Genomic DNA, 19908 nt, shown 5'->3' on the forward strand with positions numbered 1-19908 from the left:
GATAAAAGCACATAGATGTATGATCAACGGTCAATTCGGGGCGTAGCGCAGTCTGGTAGCGCACCTGCATGGGGTGCAGGTGGTCGCAGGTTCAAATCCTGCCGCCCCGACCAGACAATCAAATGCTTATCGCTCGATAGAGCTTCACAAGAGCGTCCAGCTGTATAGAAAACCGCGTCGACACAGCAGCCACACCTACCCACCGATAACAATAGAGCCGCAAACAAATCCCTTGATCCAAGTGATCAGATTGTATTACTTAGATTATTATTTGATCGCAAGATTTACGCCAAATGTTTTTTCTTTTTCTTTGTGTTGGGAATAATCGCCACACCATGCCCTATCGCCAATCTTGCACATAACGTGATAGATTGGATACAGGTCGTGTGAGACGGCCAGAGCTTAGATTTAGGCTTGTTATAAACGATTCTCATACGAGAAAATAAGGAGAGAGTTATGCGTAAAAGTTACCTAGCGGCTACCGCACTTGCCGGAACGATGGCTGTGGCCGGAGTAGCTAAGGCTGACAATACCGGTTGCGGTCTCGGCAGCATGGTTTGGGAGGGTCAGTCTGGAATTGCTCAAGACATACTTGCAGTAACCACCAATGGCATCTCCGCTAACCAGTTCTTCGGTATCACTTCGGGCACCCTTGGCTGCGAGCACGGCGCTACCATCACTGCCGAGGCTGATGCTTTCATGGCTGAGAACATGGAGTCGATCATAGTAGAGGCTGCCAACGGCGGCGGTGAGAGCATTGATACGCTAGCTGCCCTGCTTGACATCGAAGAGGCTGACAGAGGCGAGTTTGCCGAGCACATGCAGCAAAACTTTGCCGAGATATTCCCGTCAGAAAACGTCACTGCCGGTGAGGTTATGGAAAACCTAGAGTCCAGCATGGCCGCAAGCGAGACTCTAAACCGCTATACCGCTTGAAAAGGCTGATATATAACAGCCGTTTAAGCGTCAGATCGCCTAGGTGTCTTGCCTAGGCGATCTATTTTTAGGACTAACATCTATAGACAACTTAACAAGAGTACATTCTCGTTGTGATGAACCTTAGCTGGCTCATCTGCCCGAAACATTCTCTTTCTAGCTCATTTTATGCGGTTTTGCTTATACTGCTATTAAGCAACCCAGTCATTGGGTCAGAAGTAGCGTTTGGTGCTCCCCCTGAAGAGCTTTTGGAATCCTCAGAAGTTGCCGAGCTAGCCCAAGATTCCCGTTGGCTAAGCTTGCTCGCCTACGAGAACAGGGTTTTCCGGCCGGGACGTCGAGGCATGGTGAAAACGCCGGGATTCTATCTTCACGAAGATGGCAGAAATGATCCTCATGCCGAATTAAAAGCAACCTTAAAAGCTTTATTTGCCCCAACAATCCCCGGAGCAGATGATGCCCATGCCGCTTGCCTATTCCCTGCTCGTAGACAGTTCATATTTAGTGAGCTAAATCTGGCTGAGTTCATATCACGGCTGCCAACTCCTCAGTGTCGAGCCTACACTAGCTGGCGAGAGCGCATAGAAACCGAACGTGTAGCACTTATCTTTGCCGACGCCTACATGGGTAACCCGGCGTCAATGTTCGGCCATACCTTATTACGTTTAGATAGTAGCGCAGATAGCAAACATACATTAACTTCGTTTGCCCTCAATCACGCCGCGCAAACTGGAGAGGATCACGGCGTCATTTTTGCTATGCGTGGTGTCTTAGGAAGTTACCCTGGATCTTACGCCATAATGCCTTACTACCAAAAGGTAAACGAATATACGCGGCTAGATAGGCGTGATTTATGGGAGTACAAGCTAAACTTAGATGATGCTGCCATAGATAGATTGCTCGCACACCTTTGGGAACTAGATGGTGTTGGCCTGCCGTATTATTTCTTTTATCAAAATTGCTCCTTAAGACTGATGTATCTTCTTGAAATTGCCGACCCAGATCTAGACTTGGTCAGCAACTTTAACTTTTGGGCTATCCCGGCTGACACTGTTCGGGCTGTGAAAGAACACCCCGAACTAGTAGATCAGATAACCTACCGCCCGTCTGCCGCTCGCAAACTTGATTACGCCTTCGAACAATTGACCGATGACCAGAGCAAATTAGCTAAAGATTTAGCTTATGGCGAAATCGATGCCTCAAGCGAGGCCTTAGTTGAACTGCCTGAAGATAAAAGAGCCCATATCCTAGAGGCAGGTTACGAATATCTAGACTATCTGGCTCAAACGAAAGATTTAGGTGAGGAGTCACGATCTCGGCGCTACAACCTGTTACTAGCACGATCTCGCTTAAGCGCTGAGAGTCTTGCAGACCCACCACGCCCTGATGTACGGCCAGACGAAGGTCACCGAACGGGCAGATATGGCATCGGCTTTGGCCAACTTGATGGGGTCAACTACGCTGAAATCCAGTGGCGCGGCTCATATCACGACCTTCTAGATCCTCCGGGCGGCTATTTGCCCGGCGCACAAATCGAAATGCTTGATCTGAGAGCCCGTTATTACCAGGATGATGACCCTCGCAACGGCACTGAGCCAGACGGCGGGCTTGAGCTAGAGAGGCTAAACCTAGTAAACGTTCGCTCTATTACACCACGTAACCAGCCACTACCGGGTATTACTTGGGGAGCAGAACTGGGCGCGCAGCAACACCGGGCTGAGGAGGGGCAACGGGCGCTAGCCGGCACCACATCTGCCCACGTCGGTTCTGCTTGGCGTTTTGGGGACACAAAATCTGGTCGCCTAGTGGTTGCAGGTGCAACAACTTTGCGTGGTTCTCCTGATTTTGATGATGGCTACCGAGCAGGCGTTGGTGGCCAAATGGAGATTCTCTATAGCCGCCCTCTAGCCCGTTTGAGCTTATCTGCAGAGAGTCTAGCTTTCCACGACAACAAAGAATCATGGCGGGTTGCAGCGAAAACTGCTATCAGTATAACCAGTAACTCCGCCATACGTTTGCATGCTATCCGCGAAAAGGACTTTGAGGTACGCCATAATGAAGTGCAGCTGCTTATGCATTTTTACTTTTGATACAGAAGGAGTAACGGTGCCCTCAGGTGGCCTCTAAAAACTCCGCCGGCGCTACCATCCGCCCCGGTGTGGAGGTCTTGGCACCAGGGATGGCGCCATGAAGCCTCCAGGGATGGATTCACGGCGTCCTCCACACCGGGGCGGATGGTAGCGCCGGCGGAGTTTTTAGAGGTTCCCCTCAGCACCTATCAACCATCGGCCCGAGGGGAACTTAAAGGTTCTTAATCGCTATGCGGATCCTCGAATTATCAGTTAATACAACTACTCCCCGATCACCGCTAGTATGTAAACTCACAAGAGCGACTCTAATACTTGTTTTGATTTCAGCAGCCGCCTTGGTGTCGGGCTGCCAGCGGGCATTCTTCTTTCCCAGTGAGGAACACTACTGGGATCCTAAAGAGGAAGGAGTGGAGTATGAGGACGTATTCTTTAAATCCTCGGATGGGGTAAAGCTCCACGGCTGGTTTCTACCGGCTCAAGGTGATGAGACTTTTGGCACCATTATTCACCTCCATGGAAACGCCCAGAATATAAGCACCCATTTAGTATCCGTATGGTGGCTACCAAAACACGGTTTTAACGTCTTTGTCTTCGATTATCGGGGATTTGGCCATTCAGAGGGACGGCCTGATTTTAGCGGTGTACACAAAGACGCCCACGCCGCCTTAGAAACGGTTATTAACGACATGGAAAAGGACCCCGAAACGCTGCTAGTCTTCGGTCAGAGCATCGGCGCGAGCATTGCTATAACTTCGCTAAGCCTCTGGGAAGGAGAAGAGCCTGCCGGGTTGGTAGCCGAAACCCCATTCGCATGTTATCGGCAAATAACCCGTGAGGTTCTAGGTAGCTTTTGGCTGACATGGCCATTTCAATATCCGTTCTCCTGGCTAGTCACGGATGCGTACTCGCCAATTGATTTTATTCATGACCTGCAAATGCCAGTACTGCTTATAGCCGCCGAGAAAGACAGAACTACCCCTCCCCATCACGCCGAGAGCCTCTATGAGGCGGCATCTCCGCCCAGACACATCTGGCATATAGAGGGCGCTAGACACGGCCTTCCTATGGCCGACTCCAGGGTCCGTAAACACTTACTAGACACATTCCATGGCTGGCTTGAAGGCGATTTGGATGCGGCTGAAAAGGCACCTGCCGATCCCTGGCAGCAGGATCCGCCACGCCCCTAGGCACTTCTAAACTCTCCCGGATCCTACCCCCACACCCCCTGCCCTATAGCAGCCAATCCGGCCACAGCAGAGACCCCCAGCACCGCTGCACGCAGCCACTGGCGATCAAAGATCGTAGCGGTGTAGATGGATACCCAGAAGCCGATTAGTATCGGCGGCAGCAGACTCAGCCCAATGAGCATCTCTTCTAGCCCGAACCGCCCAATCACCGCAAGCGCGCTCAGCGAGCCGAACGCCCCGACTACAAAGACCGCCGAGAGCGAGGCGCGCAATCGAGCACCACTGACGCTTTGATAGGCAATAGCCAGGGGCGGACCACCGATAGAGGTAGCTGTGGCCATAAAACCTGACAAAGTACCGGCGCTTAACAGCCGTCCCGGAGTAATCCGGGGCGCCCCGGCGAGGGCACTCAAGATGACCGCCAACAGGACCAGCACACCGAAGAGAAGAGATAGCAAAGACTCGTCGACAACTGCCAGGACCAAGCCCGCCAGCACTGCCCCAGATAACTGGCCTGGTATGGTCCACTTAACCCCCTGAACGTCCATGGCTCGCCATTCACGGATAACTATCAGCAAAGGCAAGGACATCCCCACCACCAACATCGGCCCGGGGACCAGATCCTGATTCAGCCAATAAAGCAACGGGGCCCCGAACAGGGCCAGTCCGAAGCCGATAGAGCCCTGGATCACGGTTCCGAGCAGCAGTATCGCGCAGGCGATTAGCCACTCACTCAGCTCGATAGGCAGGGGCAAGGCTGAACTAGCTGACACTGAAGCCGAATAGCCACGGGGCGATTAGGTAGGCAGCCGCTGTCGCTAGCAGCGCACCACCGATGGTTAAACCAAACCCGGCCCTAACCATATCCGGTACCGTTATTTTCTCACTGCCAAAGACAATCGCATTCGGCGGCGTTGCTACCGGCAACATAAAGGCAGCCGAGGCTGCTAATGCTACAGGCACAGCGAACAATAACGGATGCACGTCGATCTGCAGGGCCAGCGAGGTAACCAGCGGCAGAAGAGTTGCCGCAGTTGCAGTGTTACTCGTCACGTGGCTCATCAGCGCCGCCAAACCGGCAATGATCAGCACCAAGGAAACCGTCGGCCAAGCCCCGATGCCGCTTAACAAGCCGGCAATAAAGCCGGCGAGCCCACTATCCTCTATCGCCACACCGAGGCTCAGACCGCCACCGACCAGCACTAGCACCCCCCACGGCAATGCGCGGGTATCTTCCCAATCAAGCAAAAAGCGCAACCGCAAGCCTTCTGCTGGCACCAGGAACATCGCCATAGCCCCCATAAGGGCTATCCCGGCGTCACTGATGGTTATCCACTCCGGCATTACACCTTCTAACCAGGGCCGGAATATCCATGCCACTGCAGTCAAGGCAAAGATGATAGCTACGCGCATCTCCGGGGTCTTAATCTTACCTACTTGACGTCGCTCGCGTTCGATAAGATCGGCCACACCAGCTATGGGCTGACGGGGTAAGGGGAAGGAGACCCGGGTGAGCATCAACCAGGCAAAGACCAACATAGTCACGCTCACCGGCACGCCAATCAGCATCCACTGCCCAAAACCCACCTGAAAATCGTAGCGCTCGCCCATATAGGCAGCTAGGAAGGCGTTAGGTGGAGTCCCGATCAGGGTGCCTAAACCACCAATATTGGCGCCAAAGGCTATGCCGAGCAGCAACGCCAGGGTAAGCCGTCGGCTAGACTCACCCGTACTCGCCTCGACTAGGGCTATAACCGATAAGCCGATTGGCAGCATCATGGCAGCGGTCGCGGTATTGCTCACCCACATCGACAGCAGCGCGGTAGCGAGCATAAAACCGGCTACCAGGAAGTCATCACGCCCCCCGGCCACCCTTAGAATAAGCAAGGCAATCCGCCGGTGCAGTCCCCAGCGCTGCACCGCCATGGCGATAAGAAATCCGCCGAGGAAGAGCATCACCATGGGATTGGCATAGGGCGCGGCAGCCTCCTCGGGCGAGGCTACGCCCATCAGCGGCAGGCAGATGGCCGGAAGCAGGGCAGTAACCGGTATCGGCAGGGCCTCGGTAACCCACCAGGTTGCCATCAGCGCAGTCAGCGCAGCTACTCGCCAAGCATGAGGGTCTAGCCCTTCCGGCTCACCGAGCAGGAGCATCAGGCCGGCTATAACCGGCCCGATGGTTAGGCCTATCAGTCTGCGTTTGTTTGCTCCCAAGCTTGTCAAACTCTGAATTGTTCAACCAGGCTCTTAAGATCTCTGGCCAATCTCTCCAATTCATCGCCAGCGGAGCGAGTCTCCCGGCTTTGTCTGGCGGTCTCCTCCGAGACATCGTTGATTGTGGTGACGTTGCGGTTTATCTCCTCAACTACTTGGCTCTGCTCTTCGGCAGCACTGGCAATCTCAGTGTTAACCTGACTGATGTTGGAGACTGCATCCTGAATCTCATCCAGCACAGAGGCAGCCTCGTTAGCCTGCTCCACAGTCTCTTGGGTCTTGGCGTGGCTCTGCTCCATAGCGTGCTGGGCGCTGCCAGTCTCCTCCTGCAAGCTACTAATCATATCCTGGATTTGCTGAGTCGACTCATGGGTACGGGTAGCTAACTTGCGCACCTCATCGGCAACAACCGCAAACCCACGCCCTTGATCACCCGCCCGCGCGGCCTCAATCGCTGCATTAAGGGCAAGCAGATTAGTCTGCTCGGCAATCTCGCGAATCAGATCGATTACCGTACCAATCTGCTCACTATCATCGGCCAGCTTCTTAATGGCCCCTGCTGCGCGGTTGACATCATCAGCCAAGTGGTTAATACCGCCGACGGTCTGCTCAACAACCTGCTTGCCGCGAAGCACAGCCTTCTCGCCGGACTGAGTTGACTCAGCAGCGTTCTGGGCATTGCGCGCCACCTCATGTGCTGTCGAGGTGAGCTGATTCATGGCAGTAGCAACCTGCTCAATCTCCGAGCGCTGGCGCTCAATATTATCATCGGTGTTCTCGGTTACCCGCGAGACCTTCTCTGCTGCTGTATTGAGTTGCCCAGAGGCCTCTATGACCTGCGAAATCAGGTCGTGGAAAACAGCCATAGAGCAATTGAAGGCGCTAGCTACTTCACCAATCTCATCCTTACGTTGATCGTTCATACGGTGGCGCAGGTCGCCAAAGCCGCCAGCTATAGCGTTCAAGCTATCGGTCATCTCGCGAATCGGGAAAGTGACAAAGCGCTGGATAAACAAGTAAACCACGAGCAGGAAGGGCAAACTGAGCAGCACTGCTATTCCCCACATGGTCAACCCGAAGCCCACTACGGCCTCGTTTACATCCTCAAGGGTGATCTCCATATTCACCGCACCCAGGACCTCGTCCTCAAGATGCTCGCCATGGCAGTCAACACAGCTCTTGCCTAGGAATTCGCGGTCATTGAAATTGGGTATCACGGCACGCACCGCTCGTCCGCCGTCGACCTGCTCTATATAGGCCTCTCCGGTGCGCAGTACCTGCTCTTCAATCTCATCCTGAGGCTGCTGCTCCTCAGGGCCGTCGCCATACAGCTCCCGGGTAGCATCGGCCCGGAGCACGCGCAATCCACTGACGTTGGGTAGTTCGATTATCTGATCGAGAAACTCATCACGTTGATCGATTGTTCCAGTCCACATCATGGCAGTCAGGCCAGCCATGGTCATCTGGTTCATCGTCTGAGTGAAGTCGATCGCCTGATCTACGGCAACATCACGCTTCTCCCAAGAGGCGAAGGCAATCATCACCGTCCAGGTGAGAACCAACATAGCCCATATTGCAATGAGCAAGCGTATCCAAATCCTAACGTCACGGATGCGCCCCAGGAGAGCCTTCATATTCTACCCCCATGCCCATCGCCAAGCTGGCGACAAGGCCAAATTGTCCTGATAAATTCTATACTTGTGAACCCGATTGCATTCACCACAGCTGATTAACGCCCCATTCCCGGCGGCAGTCCTCCACCTCCGCCAAGGCCACCGCCGCTACCGCCGCCCATTAGCTGTTGAGCCAGACGTTGCGCGCCGCCTTTTTTCTTAACCTGCTTCATCATCTTTTGCATCTGCTTGAACTGCTTGAGCAAGCGGTTTACATCCTGTACTTGGACTCCTGAACCGGCGGCAATCCTCCTCTTGCGCGAGCCGTTGATGATATCGGGGCGAGTCCGCTCGCGGGGGGTCATAGAGTCGATCATGGCCAATTGGCGACGTACGTAACTACCGTCCATCTGCTCTTTTACCTGGTCGGCATACTGGCCTAGCCCCGGCATCTTCTCAACCATACTGCCCATACCGCCCATTTGGTTAATCTGCTGCATCTGCTCACGGAAGTCTTCCAAATCGAAGCCCTTGCCGCCCTTGCGTAGCTTCTGCTCCAGCTTACGGGCCTTCTCCTGGTCAACTGAGCGCTCTACCTCTTCGACCAAACTGACCACATCGCCCTTACCGAGTATCCGCGATGCTATGCGGTCAGGGTGAAATGGCTCCAATGCATCAGTCTTCTCGCCAAGCCCCATAAACTTTATGGGGGCACCGGTTATCTGACGGACTGAAAGGGCGGCACCGCCGCGGGCATCACCATCGGCCTTGGTCAAGACCACGCCGGTTAGCGGCAGAGCCTCGCCAAAGGCCTGCGCAGTCTTGGCGGCATCCTGACCAGTCATAGCGTCTACGACGAAGAGGGTCTCAGCAGGATCGACAGCGCGATGGAGGCGTTTGACCTCATCCATCATCGCATCGTCTACCGTGGTACGTCCCGCCGTATCAACCAAAACCACATCGAAGTAGTGCCGCCGGGCATGATCTATCGCCTTGCGGGCCATGCGCTGGGGATCATCCCCGGAGCTGACCGGATAGGCTTCAACCCCTACCTGACTAGCAAGTGTCTCAAGCTGCTCTATGGCCGCCGGACGGTAGACGTCACAGCTAACGACGAGCACCTTTTTCTTTTCTCTCTCGCGCAGATAGCGGGCTAGCTTGCCAATCGATGTAGTCTTACCGGAACCTTGCAGACCGGCAACAAGGATCGTAGCCGGGGGTTGGACACTAAGGTTGAGCGGCTCAGCTGCCTCGCCGCCCATTACCCGCACTAACTCGTCCTGCACGATCTTGATGAAGGCCTGTCCAGGAGTAAGGCTCTTGGCTACTTCAGCCCCTAGAGCCCGCTTTTTAACTTCATCTGTAAAACTGCGCACCACCGGCAAGGCGACATCGGCCTCAAGCAGCGCCATGCGTACTTCGCGCACAGTCTCCTGGATATTGTCCTCGGTGATCCGTCCCTGGCCGCGCATGCGCTGCGCTACAGAGTCGAGACGGCCGCTAAGGTTGTCAAACATACGTGACACCTAAAGATTGATGATGATTAGAGCTAACCAAAAATGGCACAATGCGTAACAGTAAGATGCATGCTACTTATTATACTTGTAACGCTACTATACTTAACCACACAGCTGCTTGCTAGTTTTCACTAACAATCTGTGACTTGCCAATTCGTCACATCCCTCTTCCAGAATATCACTCAGTATGGGATGATCTGCGATTATGTACGTGTTAGCACTGACTATCATAACTGCCCTGTTGTACCTAGCAGCCGCCGGTGCGATAGGGAACAGGATCTATTTCGGCGAGGAGCGAGGACCAGCCCGCTCCACTGGTCTAGCGCTTGCCGCCGCGGCGGTAGGCGTTCACGCCGTGCTGGTTGCCGAAACCACTTGGGCCGGAGTGGAGCTAAACCTCTCTATATTTAACGCCCTATCCCTGGTCACCTGGATCTCTTGTGCCGGAGTGGTGGCGTTTAGTCTGCGCCACCGTATAGAGCATTTGGGGTTATTGCTCTGGCCAATTACCTCTTTGGCAGTTCTAACCACCCTGTTCGAGGATCCCGGCACCAGCGTTACCCGCGACCCATTTCTGACTACCCACATAGTCATCTCTATGGCCGCCTACGCCATATTGCTGGCTGCCGTGATACAGGCAATAACTGTCGCTATACTGGATAACCGTTTGCGCACTCACCGCCGGGCAATAGGCTTTGTGCGCCGGCTGCCTGCCTTGCGCACAATGGAGCGCCAGCTGCTCTGGCTTGTTGCTATCGGCTTTAGTGCCCTGACCATATCCCTCGCCACCGGGCTAGGCTTCTTTTTTGATGAGGTTGCATCGGGGGGAATGATCCACAAGACATCCCTGTCGATTGCATCCTGGCTGGCCTTCGGCTTCCTCTTGTTCGGCCACACACTGTGGGGCTGGCGAGGTCAAACCGCTGTGCGCTGGACAGTCTTAGGTTTCGTCGCGCTGATGCTCGGCTACTTCGGCTCGAAGTTTGTGATCGAGTTGATTCTTAACGGCTAACCGCGAGCTATCTTGGCGCCACCCCGGCGCCAAGATATCCCAAAACGGACTGCAATCTCACTAGGCAGAGCGTCGGTTGATCTTCCCTGTAACTCAACCAAACAGGTAGCGGCGTTGATTAACCGAAATAATCAGGCTCATTGCCCGGCTTCCATTTTATATTGCAGCCTATACTCGGATACTGAGGCTGCGGGGGCTGCTCGCCATTGAGCAAGGAGTCTAGTGCTGAACGCAGATCATGGCCTGTAATCGGCCGGCCGTTCTTGGGTGTGCTGTCATCAAAGCGGCCGCGATAATACAGCTTCAACTCACTGTCAAAGAGAAAGAAATCCGGAGTGCAAGCGGCACGGAAGTCCTTGGCAACCGACTGCTCTTCATCAAACAAATAGGGAAACGGATAGCCGGCGGCAGCCTTCTCCTCTGCCATCTTCTGCGGACTATCGTCAGGATGTGTCTGGGGGTTGTTAGAGCTAATCGCAACCATTGCTACCCCCTTTTCCTGGCACTCGTGGCCAAGTCGTGCCAACTCGTCACGCAGATGTTTCACGAAGGGGCAATGATTGCAGATAAAAGCAACCAGCAGGCCGTTCTTGCCTTCCGCATCAGATAACCTGACTATCCTTCCATCTGTATCGGGTAGTGCGAAATCGGGCGCTGGGGAGCCCAAATCAAGCATAGTTGACTCAGTCTGAACCATATCGCTTATCTCCAGAATGCCATGTTATCGATTATTCGATATTACAGAGCATATTTACTCCACTATTGCTCTGCCTCTTGCACCTCATCAAGTAACTTAGCCAATAACCTCTCTCCCCGGCTACCTACTTCCGAAGAGAACCTGGCCCGCAATGGACGGGCTAGCTCTTTAAACTCCTCCCTCTCGCTATCAGCGAGCTCAATCAGCTCTATGTTTGAATTTTGCTTGATCTGCTCAAGGCGCTCGGCATTAACCTCCTGCTGCATCTCATGGGCCCATTCGACTAGATCAGCAGCTATCTCTTGGAGCATTTCGCGCTTATCCCGCGGCAGCCGTTCATAAAAGATCGAACTGGCCATGAAGCTTGCCACAAACTGCGATTGGCGGGCGGATATCAAATAATCCTGCACCTCGTAAAAGCCCATCTCTTGGTGCGCGAAAAATGGTTGTATCGCAGCATCAACTACCCCCTGCTGCAACCCGCTATAAAGCTCGCCGTACTCCATAGGCGTCGGGTCAGCACCGTAAGCGCGGTAGGTTTCACGCAGCAAGCGGTTATCCATGATACGGATCTGCACCCCGGAGAAATCCGCCGGTGTGCGGATGGGCTGATTAGCGCTCCAAACCTGCCAGCCCTCGGGGAGCAGCGAAAGCAGCTGGAAACGGCGCTCCTGATAAGCCTGCTGCAGATCTTCACTCCAGAGAAAATCGGGGCTGTTAAGGGCCCTGGTGTTGACCAGTTCATCGTCACTGAGCACGAAGTGGAGACTAAAGAGTTGGCTCTCGGGTACGGTGGCCCCCAGACGCCCTGAACCAAAAGCAAAATGAACCGCGTTATTCTGCAGCTGCTCATAAATATCTTCTATATTTCCTAGGGCCCCGTAGGGGTAAATATTGACCTCTACCTCTCCCTCGGTCCGCTCTGCCACCTCTTCAGCAAACCGCTGTGCATATTGATATTGGATACTGCCCTCCACCTCCTCTAGGGCTATACGCCACTGAGTTGGCTGATCGGTATCATCACACGCTACCAGCAATAGAGTAGCGATCGAGACTGCAAACCATCCGGCGGGCAATATGGGAAGCGAAAAACGGCGCATTGAGATTCACCCTGACTAACTGTTGTGAAGCACAAGAAGTTTATACTTTCATATCCTCACGCATAACCGCTATCATTTACTCCGTCAAGCCGCTGCGCGGGAGAGCGCGATGCCAGCCGGAAACTATCTGCACCGCCTTGACCGAGGTGTAGAGCGTTTTGAATCGATAATACTCGCCGGCGGTGTCCTAGCACTAGCGGCAGTATCCATAACCAACACCCTGCTACGCAACCTCCTCGGTACGACCCTACCTGGCGCCTCCGAACTTACCGAAATATTCATGATTTGGATCACCTTCGCGGGCTTAGCCTACGCTGTACGCCGAGCTCGTCACATAGCCATGACGGCGCTCTACGATCAGCTGCGCGGTATAATCCGTAAGGCATTGTTAGTAACCATCAGTGTCGGCAGCGCAGCACTGCTTTTCTATCTGAGCTATTTTGCCCTCATTTATGTGCTCAGCACTTATCAGGGCGGCAGAACAACGACCGCTCTAAGCATCCCTGTCTGGGCAGCCTACGCCATAGTTCCGGCAGGCCTGTTCCTTGGCGCTATTCAATACTCACTGACCGCCTGGCGCAACCTCAGCACGGCTGGCATACATCGCTCTTTTCAAGAGCGCGAGCGCTACGAACAAGAACCCTCTGAAGGAGAGCCCAAGTGGTAGCGGCTATCGCCTTGAGCGTGATGATACTCCTGTTAATTGCAGGATTCCCGCTAAAGGTGCCCTTGATAGTCGGGGCATTGATAGTCATGTGGCTGGAGATGCCGTTTCTTGACCCGTCTGACTTAATCAGACAGATGATTAGCGGTGTTCAACCGGTAGTTCTTTCAGCGGTGCCGATGTTTATCCTAGCCGCCGATCTGATGACGCGCGGTCGCACCGCGCATACATTACTCGATCTAGTTAGCAGCTTTCTCGGCCACCTCCGCGGCGGTCTGCCGATAACCACCGCGGTAAGCTGCACGCTTTTCGGCGCCGTTTCCGGATCAACTCAGGCCACCGTTGTAGCTATGGGATCACCCTTGCGTCCTCGCCTACTAAAGGCCGGATACAAGGACTCTTTCACGCTTGCCCTCATCGTTAACGCCAGTGATGTTGCGCTGCTTATACCCCCTAGTATCGGCATGATTGTCTACGGTGTTGTTGCTCAAACATCACCGGCACAGTTGTTTATTGCCGGAATTGGCCCAGGACTGCTGATCGTTTTGATGATCAGTGTTTGGTGCTATGCCTACACTCGCTGGCAAGGCATTGCTCCGCAACCCCGAGCCGCCTGGTCAGAGCGCGGGCGCGCTTTATTACGGGCCTTCCCAGCCTTCGGGCTGCCTGTTGTAGTCATTGGCGGAATTTACAGCGGGGTTTTTACCCCTACCGAGGCCGCATCCATATCAGTGCTCTACGCTGCTATCCTGGAGCTTCTTGTCTATCGAAGCCTGCGGCTTAGCGATCTGTTCTCAGTGGCGCGCTCTACTGGCCTGATCACGGCAGTTGTTTTCATTTTGGTTGCCGCAGGGCAGGCATTCGCCTACTCAATCTCTTTTGCCCAAATCCCGCAAGAGCTTATTGGGCCACTTATTGAGTTTGTTGGCGATAACCCTCAGCTAGCCCTTTTGGTGATTGCGCTGATATATTTCGTCGGCTGCATGTTCGTCGACCCCATAGTAGTCATATTGATATTTACCCCCATTCTTGCCCCATTAGTGACGGCTACCGGCCTTGATCCGGTTCTTGTAGGAACCATAGTGGTTATGCAGGCGGCAATCGGCTCAGCAACACCACCCTTCGGGGTCGATCTTTTCACAGCGATGGCGGTATTCAGGCGACCTTATTTCGATGTTATCAAGGGCACCCCGCCATTTATTCTGATAATGGTTATAGCGACCATACTAGTGATCGCTTTCCCACAGATCGCGCTTTTCCTGCGCGATTTAGCGTTTAAGTGAATAAGTTCCAATAGGTGCCTCTAAGAACCGCCCCCCGGCGCCATCATCAACCCCGGTGTGGAGGTCTTGGCGCCAGGGATGGCGCCATGAAGCCTCCAGGGAAGGGTTTACGGCGTCCTCCACACCGGGGCAGATGATGGCACCGGGGAAATTTTAGAGGTTCCTCAGTTGAAAAGATTTCCCCTCACCGCAGCCTAAACTCGATCGGCACAGTAAGCTGCAGTCGATCTATCCCCTCTTCTTCAGGGATAGAGGGCAGCTGCACTGAATCAATCATCCTCTCTACCTCCTCATCAAGCACACCGTGACCTGACCCGGACTCTATCCGCCACTCTTCAACCGTACCATCAGCATTCAACACAAAATAAAGCTCGACGGTTCCTTCCAAACGCCTGCGTTCAGCCGAACGGGGGTAGCGCTGTTCGCCCTGCAGTGCCCTATGGATATCAGCTAAGTATGAATCAGTGACATCGGCTTCTGTGCCGGGAGTACCCTCCTCAGGCTGTGCTTCAACCAGCTCATCGGCCTCGGGCAACTCTGGGATTGGGTTTTGCTCCAGTTGCTGCTGCTCGGGTTCCGGTTCTGGCTCCGGCTCCGGTTCCGGCTCCGGTTCGGGTTCGGGGTCCGGCTCAGGCTCGGGCTCGGGCTCGGGCTCCGGTTCCGGGTCGGGCTCAGGTTCCGGCTCAGGTTCCGGTTCCGGTTCCGGTTCGGGTTCCGGTTCGGGTTCCGGTTCCGGCTCGGGCTCCGGTTCCGGTTCTGGCTCCGGTTCCGGCTCGGGCTCGGGCTCGGGTTCGGGTTCAGGTTCTGGTTCCGGCTCCTCGTCAGGCTCATCCTCTTCGGTCTCTTCGACCTCCTCAGCTGGCTGCTCCGGAGCACCTGCCAAAACGATCTCCACCCCCTCCGGAGCGTGTACCTCATCCGGCTCGTCAGTATCTCTAGGCAACCAAGCTAGGGCACCTAGATGCACGCCTAAAGCTATAACTAGAGCTGCCAACCATTGTCTTGCTCGCACCTCCACTGCCATCACTCCCTGCGGGTCACCAGATCGGCCCTCTCAACCCCAGCATCCCGTAAGGCATCCATTACATCGAGCAAAACCTTCGACTGTGCAGAGCCGTCGGCTTCTATCTGCACCGGCAAATCGGGAGATTCATCCAATTGCGCCGCTATCCTGCTTTCGAGGTCCTCTACCGAAACCTCCTCATCAGCCAGAGCCACCCTCCCATCACCACTTAAATATATCCTAAGTGGGTCGCGGGGCATTTCACCGCCCTTCTCGGTGGCTGGCAAATCGATGTCGAACGGCTGGCTGGGGGTCAAGGTGCCCGCCACCATAAAAAAGATCAAAAGCAAAAAGACAATATTAATCAGCGGGATAACATTCTCTTCAGGCTCTTTGCGCTGAGGTGCTGGTAACTTCAAGACTACTCCTCCCGAATCACCGCCACATCCTCAATGCCTGCACCCGCAGACCAGTCGATCAACTTAATTACCGCCCTAACTGGAGCCTCTGCCACCGCCAACACCTGCACCCTAGGCTCGTCTTCATCAGCAGCCAACTTACGCAGCTTGTCTATCACCGCATCCCTATCCAGCAGCTGCTCATCCACCCGATAGCCATCCTCATCAACCCTGATGCGCAGCGGCTGAACATCATCATCTTGCGTAGCCGCGGTATCCTGCGCCGGCGCATCAACACTGAATATATGCTGATCAACAAAAGTTGAAGCCAGCATAAAAAAAATCAACAATATGAATACAACATCTATCAGCGGGGTCAGACTAACCAGGCGCCGGCGGCGTTGGGGTTGCTCAATTTGCATTTACAGCACGGTTGCCATTAACCGATTTCAGATGTGAACCTTCAGAGTCGTGCTCTCGCCCTGCCGCCTCGTCAGCCGATAGCTGATCATCACCTACGCTCTGCCCACCCTGAGCGCCTGATACAGGCGGCGGAGTAGTAAATACCTGGGTAACCGCATCTTCCAATCGGGTGCGAAAACGCTCAACTATCCTCTCTAACCAGGTCAACATGGCTACCGCTGGGATTGCCAAGGCCAAACCAGCAGCTGTAGTAAGCAGCGCCTCCCAGATCCCCCCGGAAAGAGCTGACGGGTCGACTTGGCTGCCAGCCGCCTCAAGTTGGCGGAATGCCTCAATCATACCCAACACGGTACCCAAGAGCCCCAACAAAGGGCTTAGGACTCCAATAGCCTCAAGCCCGCGCAAATGGCTGCGCAGTTGTTCTAAGCGACCGGTGGCGAGCCTGGTAACCTCCTCGCGCAATCTTTCATCATCAGCACTGCCATGTTCCAGTCGGCCACGCATCGCCGTAGCCAACACCTCAGCCCCGATATGCTTGGACGACTCCAATCGCTCAACACCAGCCTCAAACTCACCACGCCGCCACAGCCCTATTGCCTCTGGCAGGGTGCGCCGATCCTGCAAACGCGCGGCAGCAAATTGCCAAAACTTGACCAAGATTATTGCTAGAGTGACCACGGATAAGATGCTTAGCAGGGTCAAAACCGGGCCGCCCGTGTCAAGTAACGATCCTAGCCTCTCCAGAGCACCCCCATCAGTCAACAAGGCGTCGGCTCCCGCATTATCCATACCTCTACTCCAAACAAAATCCCAATCTAACGGCGCATCATATTTGTATTGCGAATCATTTTCAATCTTATGCTGTTCCCTGGCGAACGGGTCGCCGGAGCAACCCAGTAACTGCAACTCGTTATTCTTATTCCCGGTCTAGGGTATTAGCCAGCATCTGCCACTCGACGGCGCCATCATCTGCCAGGCTGAAGCTGAGCAAGGCCTTACCTTCACCATGGTCGGTATCCAGCTTGACCAGAGCCCAATGATCCGTGAGAACCAAGCTCTTGTCCCGAACAATTTCCACATCGCCATCGAGATTGGAACTCTCAACAAGCCAATCGCTCTTCCCTTCCAGATCAGCGAACAGGTGCTCATCTGGGGCCTGCTCTATCCCGGCTGCCTCGAAGCGATCGATGGCCTCAGAACTAAACCCTAGGCTTATGTCGACTTCAGCAATTTCGCCCAGCTGTAGCACTTCTTGCTCAAGCTGCTCAGCTCTCTCCTGTGCATCGAAGGCGACATAGAAGAGCCAACCGGTTACCGCCAACAGCATAAGCACCGCGGCGCGCCAGACCAGGCGCTCGCGGATCTGTCCTGGATCTCGCGAGCCCTTAGCGCTGCCGGATTGCAATGGTTCTTGTCCCTGCTCTGTGCTCAATCTTTAACCTCCCTTAACTGCTCCAGCAGATCATCATTAGTGACCACCTGATGTATAGCCCGATTGAGTATGGTATTGACCAACTCCTCATTCTTGGCATCGCCAGGGACTGTTAGCATCCTCTCTGAAGTGCGCGCTCGAGCCTGCGAGCTTACCCTAGTACCCTCAAAAGAACCTAGGACATCCCACTTGGTCTCAAGATCAATTTGTCGCCGCAGAAAGCCTCCAGAGCGCTCATAATCGAATGATTTTATATCCACTGTCAGCCGGTTCTCAGCCTCTCCATCCCATTCCTTGACGGCCACTCCCTGACGCTCAAGGGCCTCTCTAAGGCTTTCCCTGACTACATCGGCCAGCGAGCCCTCGATTCCCAACGTGATGCCACGGCCTGGATCACGGTAGCCAAGGATCTGCTGAGACCGCCTATCTTTGACCCGCAAGGCCACCTCGGGTCTCTCCTCGGCGAAGCGTTCTTCGACATCTACCTGTGGCTCCAACTTTACGTTTTGAGCGCTAGGCGCACAGCCTGCTACTATCAGCGCAGCTCCTGCCCCAATCAAAAAACCTTTAAATTTCATAGCACCCCCTTATTAATAAGCCCGCTTGAAACATATAGTTATTTATTTGGCGTGTCCAAGCAAATCATTGATCGACGGCATCATCCGCTCGACGATGCCCTCACCGATACCTATCGCCTCTTCGGCGCGATGGAACTCAAGCAGACCTATATGAGCTAGCCGTGGTGACAGAAGCAGCTCAGGCGGATCGCCTGCCATACGGCTGCGCGTTATGCGGTCTTGCATAATATTAAGCGAACCGGCGAGAACCTCAAACACCCCTGGAGCTGGGTTTTTCTCCTGTCCTTCCGCAGCCCCTCCTGACCAACTATCCCATAACCCGGCTAGAACCTGAGCCCTTTCCCGCATCCCTTTAGGCAACTGCTGGATCAGCTTATCCATCTCTAGAGAGTGGTTCCCGGCATGATGGGTCGGCTCCCGGATATGCCGGCCAACCAGGTCACCATTAAGATTGACGGCAATCACAACATCGGCACCAAAAGCTCGGCAGACACTTACCGGCACCGGGTTAACTAACCCCCCATCAACCAGCCAGTCTTTGCCTCTAGGTACCGGGCTAAGGATCCCAGGGAGCGCGGTTGAGGCCCTCACAGCGTCGGCGACATCACCTTCGTGCAGCCAAACCTCTGCTCCTCGCCCTAGAGTAGTCGCCACAGCAGCAAAGCGCACCGGCAGCGATTCTAGATCAGCTCCCGCTAGATGCTCATGGTAGAAATCGTGCAGCCGCTGCCCTTCTATCAACCCGCCACTGCCCCGCAGCTTAGGGTCAAGCATGCCTATAACCTCGCGTCTGCCTAGGTTGCGCACCCACGGCTCAAGCGCATCCAATTGGCCAGCGGCGTAAAATGCCCCAACAAGGGCACCGATCGAGGTTCCGGCAACAACAGCAGGCTCTACTCCGGCCTTCTCCAAGGCCCTGATAACTCCAATGTGGGACCAACCCCTGGCCGAACCACTCCCCAGAGCCAAACCGATACGCGGCTTTGCAGTGTTTTGCTGTTGCTCCATTTGATTATTAGGCTCTGCTGATACTTTTTTACCCACACTTTGACTCGCCGCAGTTAAGGCAGGTCAGGCAGCCGTCCATATCTACCATAGCCTTAGTTTGGCATTTGTTACAGAGTTGCGCTCCCTCAGGAAAAGCGGACCCTCGCTCGCCATCGCCATTATTAGCAGCCGGACCGCCGCCCTCGATCTCCGCTCTCTTCTGAGCTATAAAGCGCCTCTGGTGCTCATCGAGCCCCTCCGGATCAAGCATACCGATGCTGCGCAGATGGGTCTCGATAACATCGCCTATCTCGGCGACCAGCGACGGCATAAACCGGCCACCCTTCTTGAAATAGCCGCCCCGCGGGTCGAATACCGAGCGCAGCTCTTCGGCGAGAAAGGTGCAGTCGCCGCCTTTGCGAAAGACCGCTGAGATGATCCTGGTCAAGGCAACTATCCACTGAAAGTGGTCCATGTTTTTCGAATTTATGAATATCTCGAACGGCCGCCTTAGCTCATGCTCGGTGCCCGGATTGAGGATTACATCGTTGATGGTCACATATAGGGCGTGCTCGGATAGCGGCGTTTTTATCTTGTAAGTCGAGCCGTGGAGAGCTTCAGGTCGCTCGATCTGCTCATGCATATGCTCGATATCAGACCCGCTCTGATCGTCCGTAGCATTTGACGCCTCAGCTGAGCTAGAACCACCCCGCGCGACCTCATAGTCGATTATGGCCTGGTCTATCTTTTTCCTCGCCATGATAAATATCGCCT

General features: G+C 54.5%; 20 protein-coding genes and 1 tRNA gene. 7 read left to right on the forward strand and 14 right to left on the reverse strand.

What is annotated here, in order from left to right; genetic code table 11:
• The first annotated feature begins 36 nt into the window (after nt 1–36).
• The 4 genes from HH1059_RS10410 to HH1059_RS10425 all read left to right on the forward strand — a co-directional run bounded on the left by HH1059_RS10410 (nt 37) and on the right by HH1059_RS10425 (nt 4213).
• Nucleotides 37–113: transfer RNA gene (locus HH1059_RS10410), tRNA-Pro, on the forward strand.
• 343 nt (nt 114–456) lie between these two features.
• A complete protein-coding gene (locus tag HH1059_RS10415) occupies nt 457–936 on the forward strand; it encodes a DUF3015 family protein (protein ID WP_096410091.1) in 480 nt (159 codons plus the stop codon).
• Nucleotides 937–1184: 248 nt separating this feature from the next.
• Complete coding sequence (locus HH1059_RS10420) at nt 1185–3026, forward strand: Lnb N-terminal periplasmic domain-containing protein (protein WP_162549514.1); 1842 nt, start codon at nt 1185–1187, stop codon at nt 3024–3026.
• Between the two features lie 338 nt (nt 3027–3364).
• Entirely contained in the window at nt 3365–4213 is an 849-nt protein-coding gene (locus HH1059_RS10425; RefSeq protein ID WP_162549515.1) for an alpha/beta hydrolase, read from the forward strand.
• Nucleotides 4214–4236: 23 nt separating this feature from the next.
• On the opposite strand, the gene HH1059_RS10430 is transcribed toward HH1059_RS10425, so the two are convergent.
• From HH1059_RS10430 to ffh, 4 genes are all read right to left on the reverse strand, one after another.
• Entirely contained in the window at nt 4237–4986 is a 750-nt protein-coding gene (locus HH1059_RS10430) for a sulfite exporter TauE/SafE family protein (RefSeq protein WP_231901941.1), read from the reverse strand.
• Nucleotides 4976–6427 carry an SLC13 family permease gene (locus HH1059_RS10435; RefSeq protein WP_275951822.1) on the reverse strand — a complete coding sequence of 484 codons (1452 nt, stop codon included), beginning with the start codon at nt 6425–6427 and terminating at the stop codon, nt 4976–4978. The genes HH1059_RS10430 and HH1059_RS10435 overlap by 11 nt, the downstream gene beginning before the upstream one ends.
• 5 nt (nt 6428–6432) lie before the next feature.
• Nucleotides 6433–8061 carry a methyl-accepting chemotaxis protein gene (locus tag HH1059_RS10440; RefSeq protein WP_096410096.1) on the reverse strand — a complete coding sequence of 543 codons (1629 nt, stop codon included), beginning with the start codon at nt 8059–8061 and terminating at the stop codon, nt 6433–6435.
• Between the two features lie 95 nt (nt 8062–8156).
• Entirely contained in the window at nt 8157–9557 is a 1401-nt protein-coding gene (gene ffh / locus HH1059_RS10445) for a signal recognition particle protein (protein WP_096410097.1), read from the reverse strand.
• Nucleotides 9558–9762: 205 nt separating this feature from the next.
• Here ffh and HH1059_RS10450 point away from each other — a divergent pair, with 205 nt between their 5' ends.
• Complete coding sequence (locus HH1059_RS10450; RefSeq protein ID WP_096410098.1) at nt 9763–10569, forward strand: cytochrome C assembly family protein; 807 nt, start codon at nt 9763–9765, stop codon at nt 10567–10569.
• Nucleotides 10570–10687: 118 nt separating this feature from the next.
• On the opposite strand, the gene HH1059_RS10455 is transcribed toward HH1059_RS10450, so the two are convergent.
• Both HH1059_RS10455 and HH1059_RS10460 read right to left on the reverse strand, forming a co-directional pair.
• Entirely contained in the window at nt 10688–11266 is a 579-nt protein-coding gene (locus tag HH1059_RS10455) for a thioredoxin family protein (protein ID WP_096410099.1), read from the reverse strand.
• A 62-nt stretch (nt 11267–11328) separates the two neighbouring features.
• A complete protein-coding gene (locus tag HH1059_RS10460; RefSeq protein WP_096410100.1) occupies nt 11329–12366 on the reverse strand; it encodes a TRAP transporter substrate-binding protein in 1038 nt (345 codons plus the stop codon).
• A 109-nt stretch (nt 12367–12475) separates the two neighbouring features.
• On the opposite strand from HH1059_RS10460, the gene HH1059_RS10465 reads away from it, so the two are divergent.
• Nucleotides 12476–13033 carry a TRAP transporter small permease gene (locus HH1059_RS10465; protein WP_096410101.1) on the forward strand — a complete coding sequence of 186 codons (558 nt, stop codon included), beginning with the start codon at nt 12476–12478 and terminating at the stop codon, nt 13031–13033.
• Nucleotides 13027–14313, forward strand: coding sequence for a TRAP transporter large permease (locus HH1059_RS10470; protein WP_231901942.1), 1287 nt, complete (start codon nt 13027–13029; stop codon nt 14311–14313). Before HH1059_RS10465 ends, HH1059_RS10470 begins: the two co-directional genes overlap by 7 nt.
• Nucleotides 14314–14497: 184 nt before the next feature.
• Here HH1059_RS10470 and HH1059_RS10475 read toward each other — a convergent pair whose 3' ends face one another.
• From HH1059_RS10475 to HH1059_RS10510, 8 genes are all read right to left on the reverse strand, one after another.
• Nucleotides 14498–15337 (reverse strand): energy transducer TonB, encoded by an 840-nt coding sequence (locus HH1059_RS10475; protein WP_207148213.1) that lies wholly within the window; start codon nt 15335–15337, stop codon nt 14498–14500.
• Nucleotides 15337–15735, reverse strand: a complete 399-nt coding sequence (locus HH1059_RS10480) for an ExbD/TolR family protein (RefSeq protein WP_096410102.1) — start codon at nt 15733–15735, stop codon at nt 15337–15339. Before HH1059_RS10480 ends, HH1059_RS10475 begins: the two co-directional genes overlap by 1 nt.
• 2 nt (nt 15736–15737) lie before the next feature.
• Nucleotides 15738–16136 carry an ExbD/TolR family protein gene (locus HH1059_RS10485; protein WP_096410103.1) on the reverse strand — a complete coding sequence of 133 codons (399 nt, stop codon included), beginning with the start codon at nt 16134–16136 and terminating at the stop codon, nt 15738–15740.
• Nucleotides 16126–16926, reverse strand: coding sequence for a MotA/TolQ/ExbB proton channel family protein (locus tag HH1059_RS10490; RefSeq protein ID WP_096410104.1), 801 nt, complete (start codon nt 16924–16926; stop codon nt 16126–16128). The genes HH1059_RS10485 and HH1059_RS10490 overlap by 11 nt, the downstream gene beginning before the upstream one ends.
• Nucleotides 16927–17053: 127 nt before the next feature.
• The gene (locus tag HH1059_RS10495; protein WP_096410105.1) at nt 17054–17569 is read right to left on the reverse strand and encodes a hypothetical protein; all 516 of its coding nucleotides are present in this window, start codon (nt 17567–17569) and stop codon (nt 17054–17056) included.
• A complete protein-coding gene (locus HH1059_RS10500; protein WP_096410106.1) occupies nt 17566–18147 on the reverse strand; it encodes a YajG family lipoprotein in 582 nt (193 codons plus the stop codon). Before HH1059_RS10500 ends, HH1059_RS10495 begins: the two co-directional genes overlap by 4 nt.
• Nucleotides 18148–18189: 42 nt before the next feature.
• Nucleotides 18190–19155 carry a patatin-like phospholipase RssA gene (gene rssA / locus HH1059_RS10505; RefSeq protein ID WP_096410107.1) on the reverse strand — a complete coding sequence of 322 codons (966 nt, stop codon included), beginning with the start codon at nt 19153–19155 and terminating at the stop codon, nt 18190–18192.
• A gap of 28 nt (nt 19156–19183) precedes the next feature.
• Nucleotides 19184–19894 (reverse strand): TSCPD domain-containing protein, encoded by a 711-nt coding sequence (locus tag HH1059_RS10510; protein WP_096410108.1) that lies wholly within the window; start codon nt 19892–19894, stop codon nt 19184–19186.
• Between the last annotated feature and the right edge of the window lie 14 nt (nt 19895–19908).

The organism is Halorhodospira halochloris (genome assembly GCF_002356555.2).
GTDB classification, from domain to species: domain Bacteria; phylum Pseudomonadota; class Gammaproteobacteria; order Nitrococcales; family Halorhodospiraceae; genus Halorhodospira; species Halorhodospira halochloris.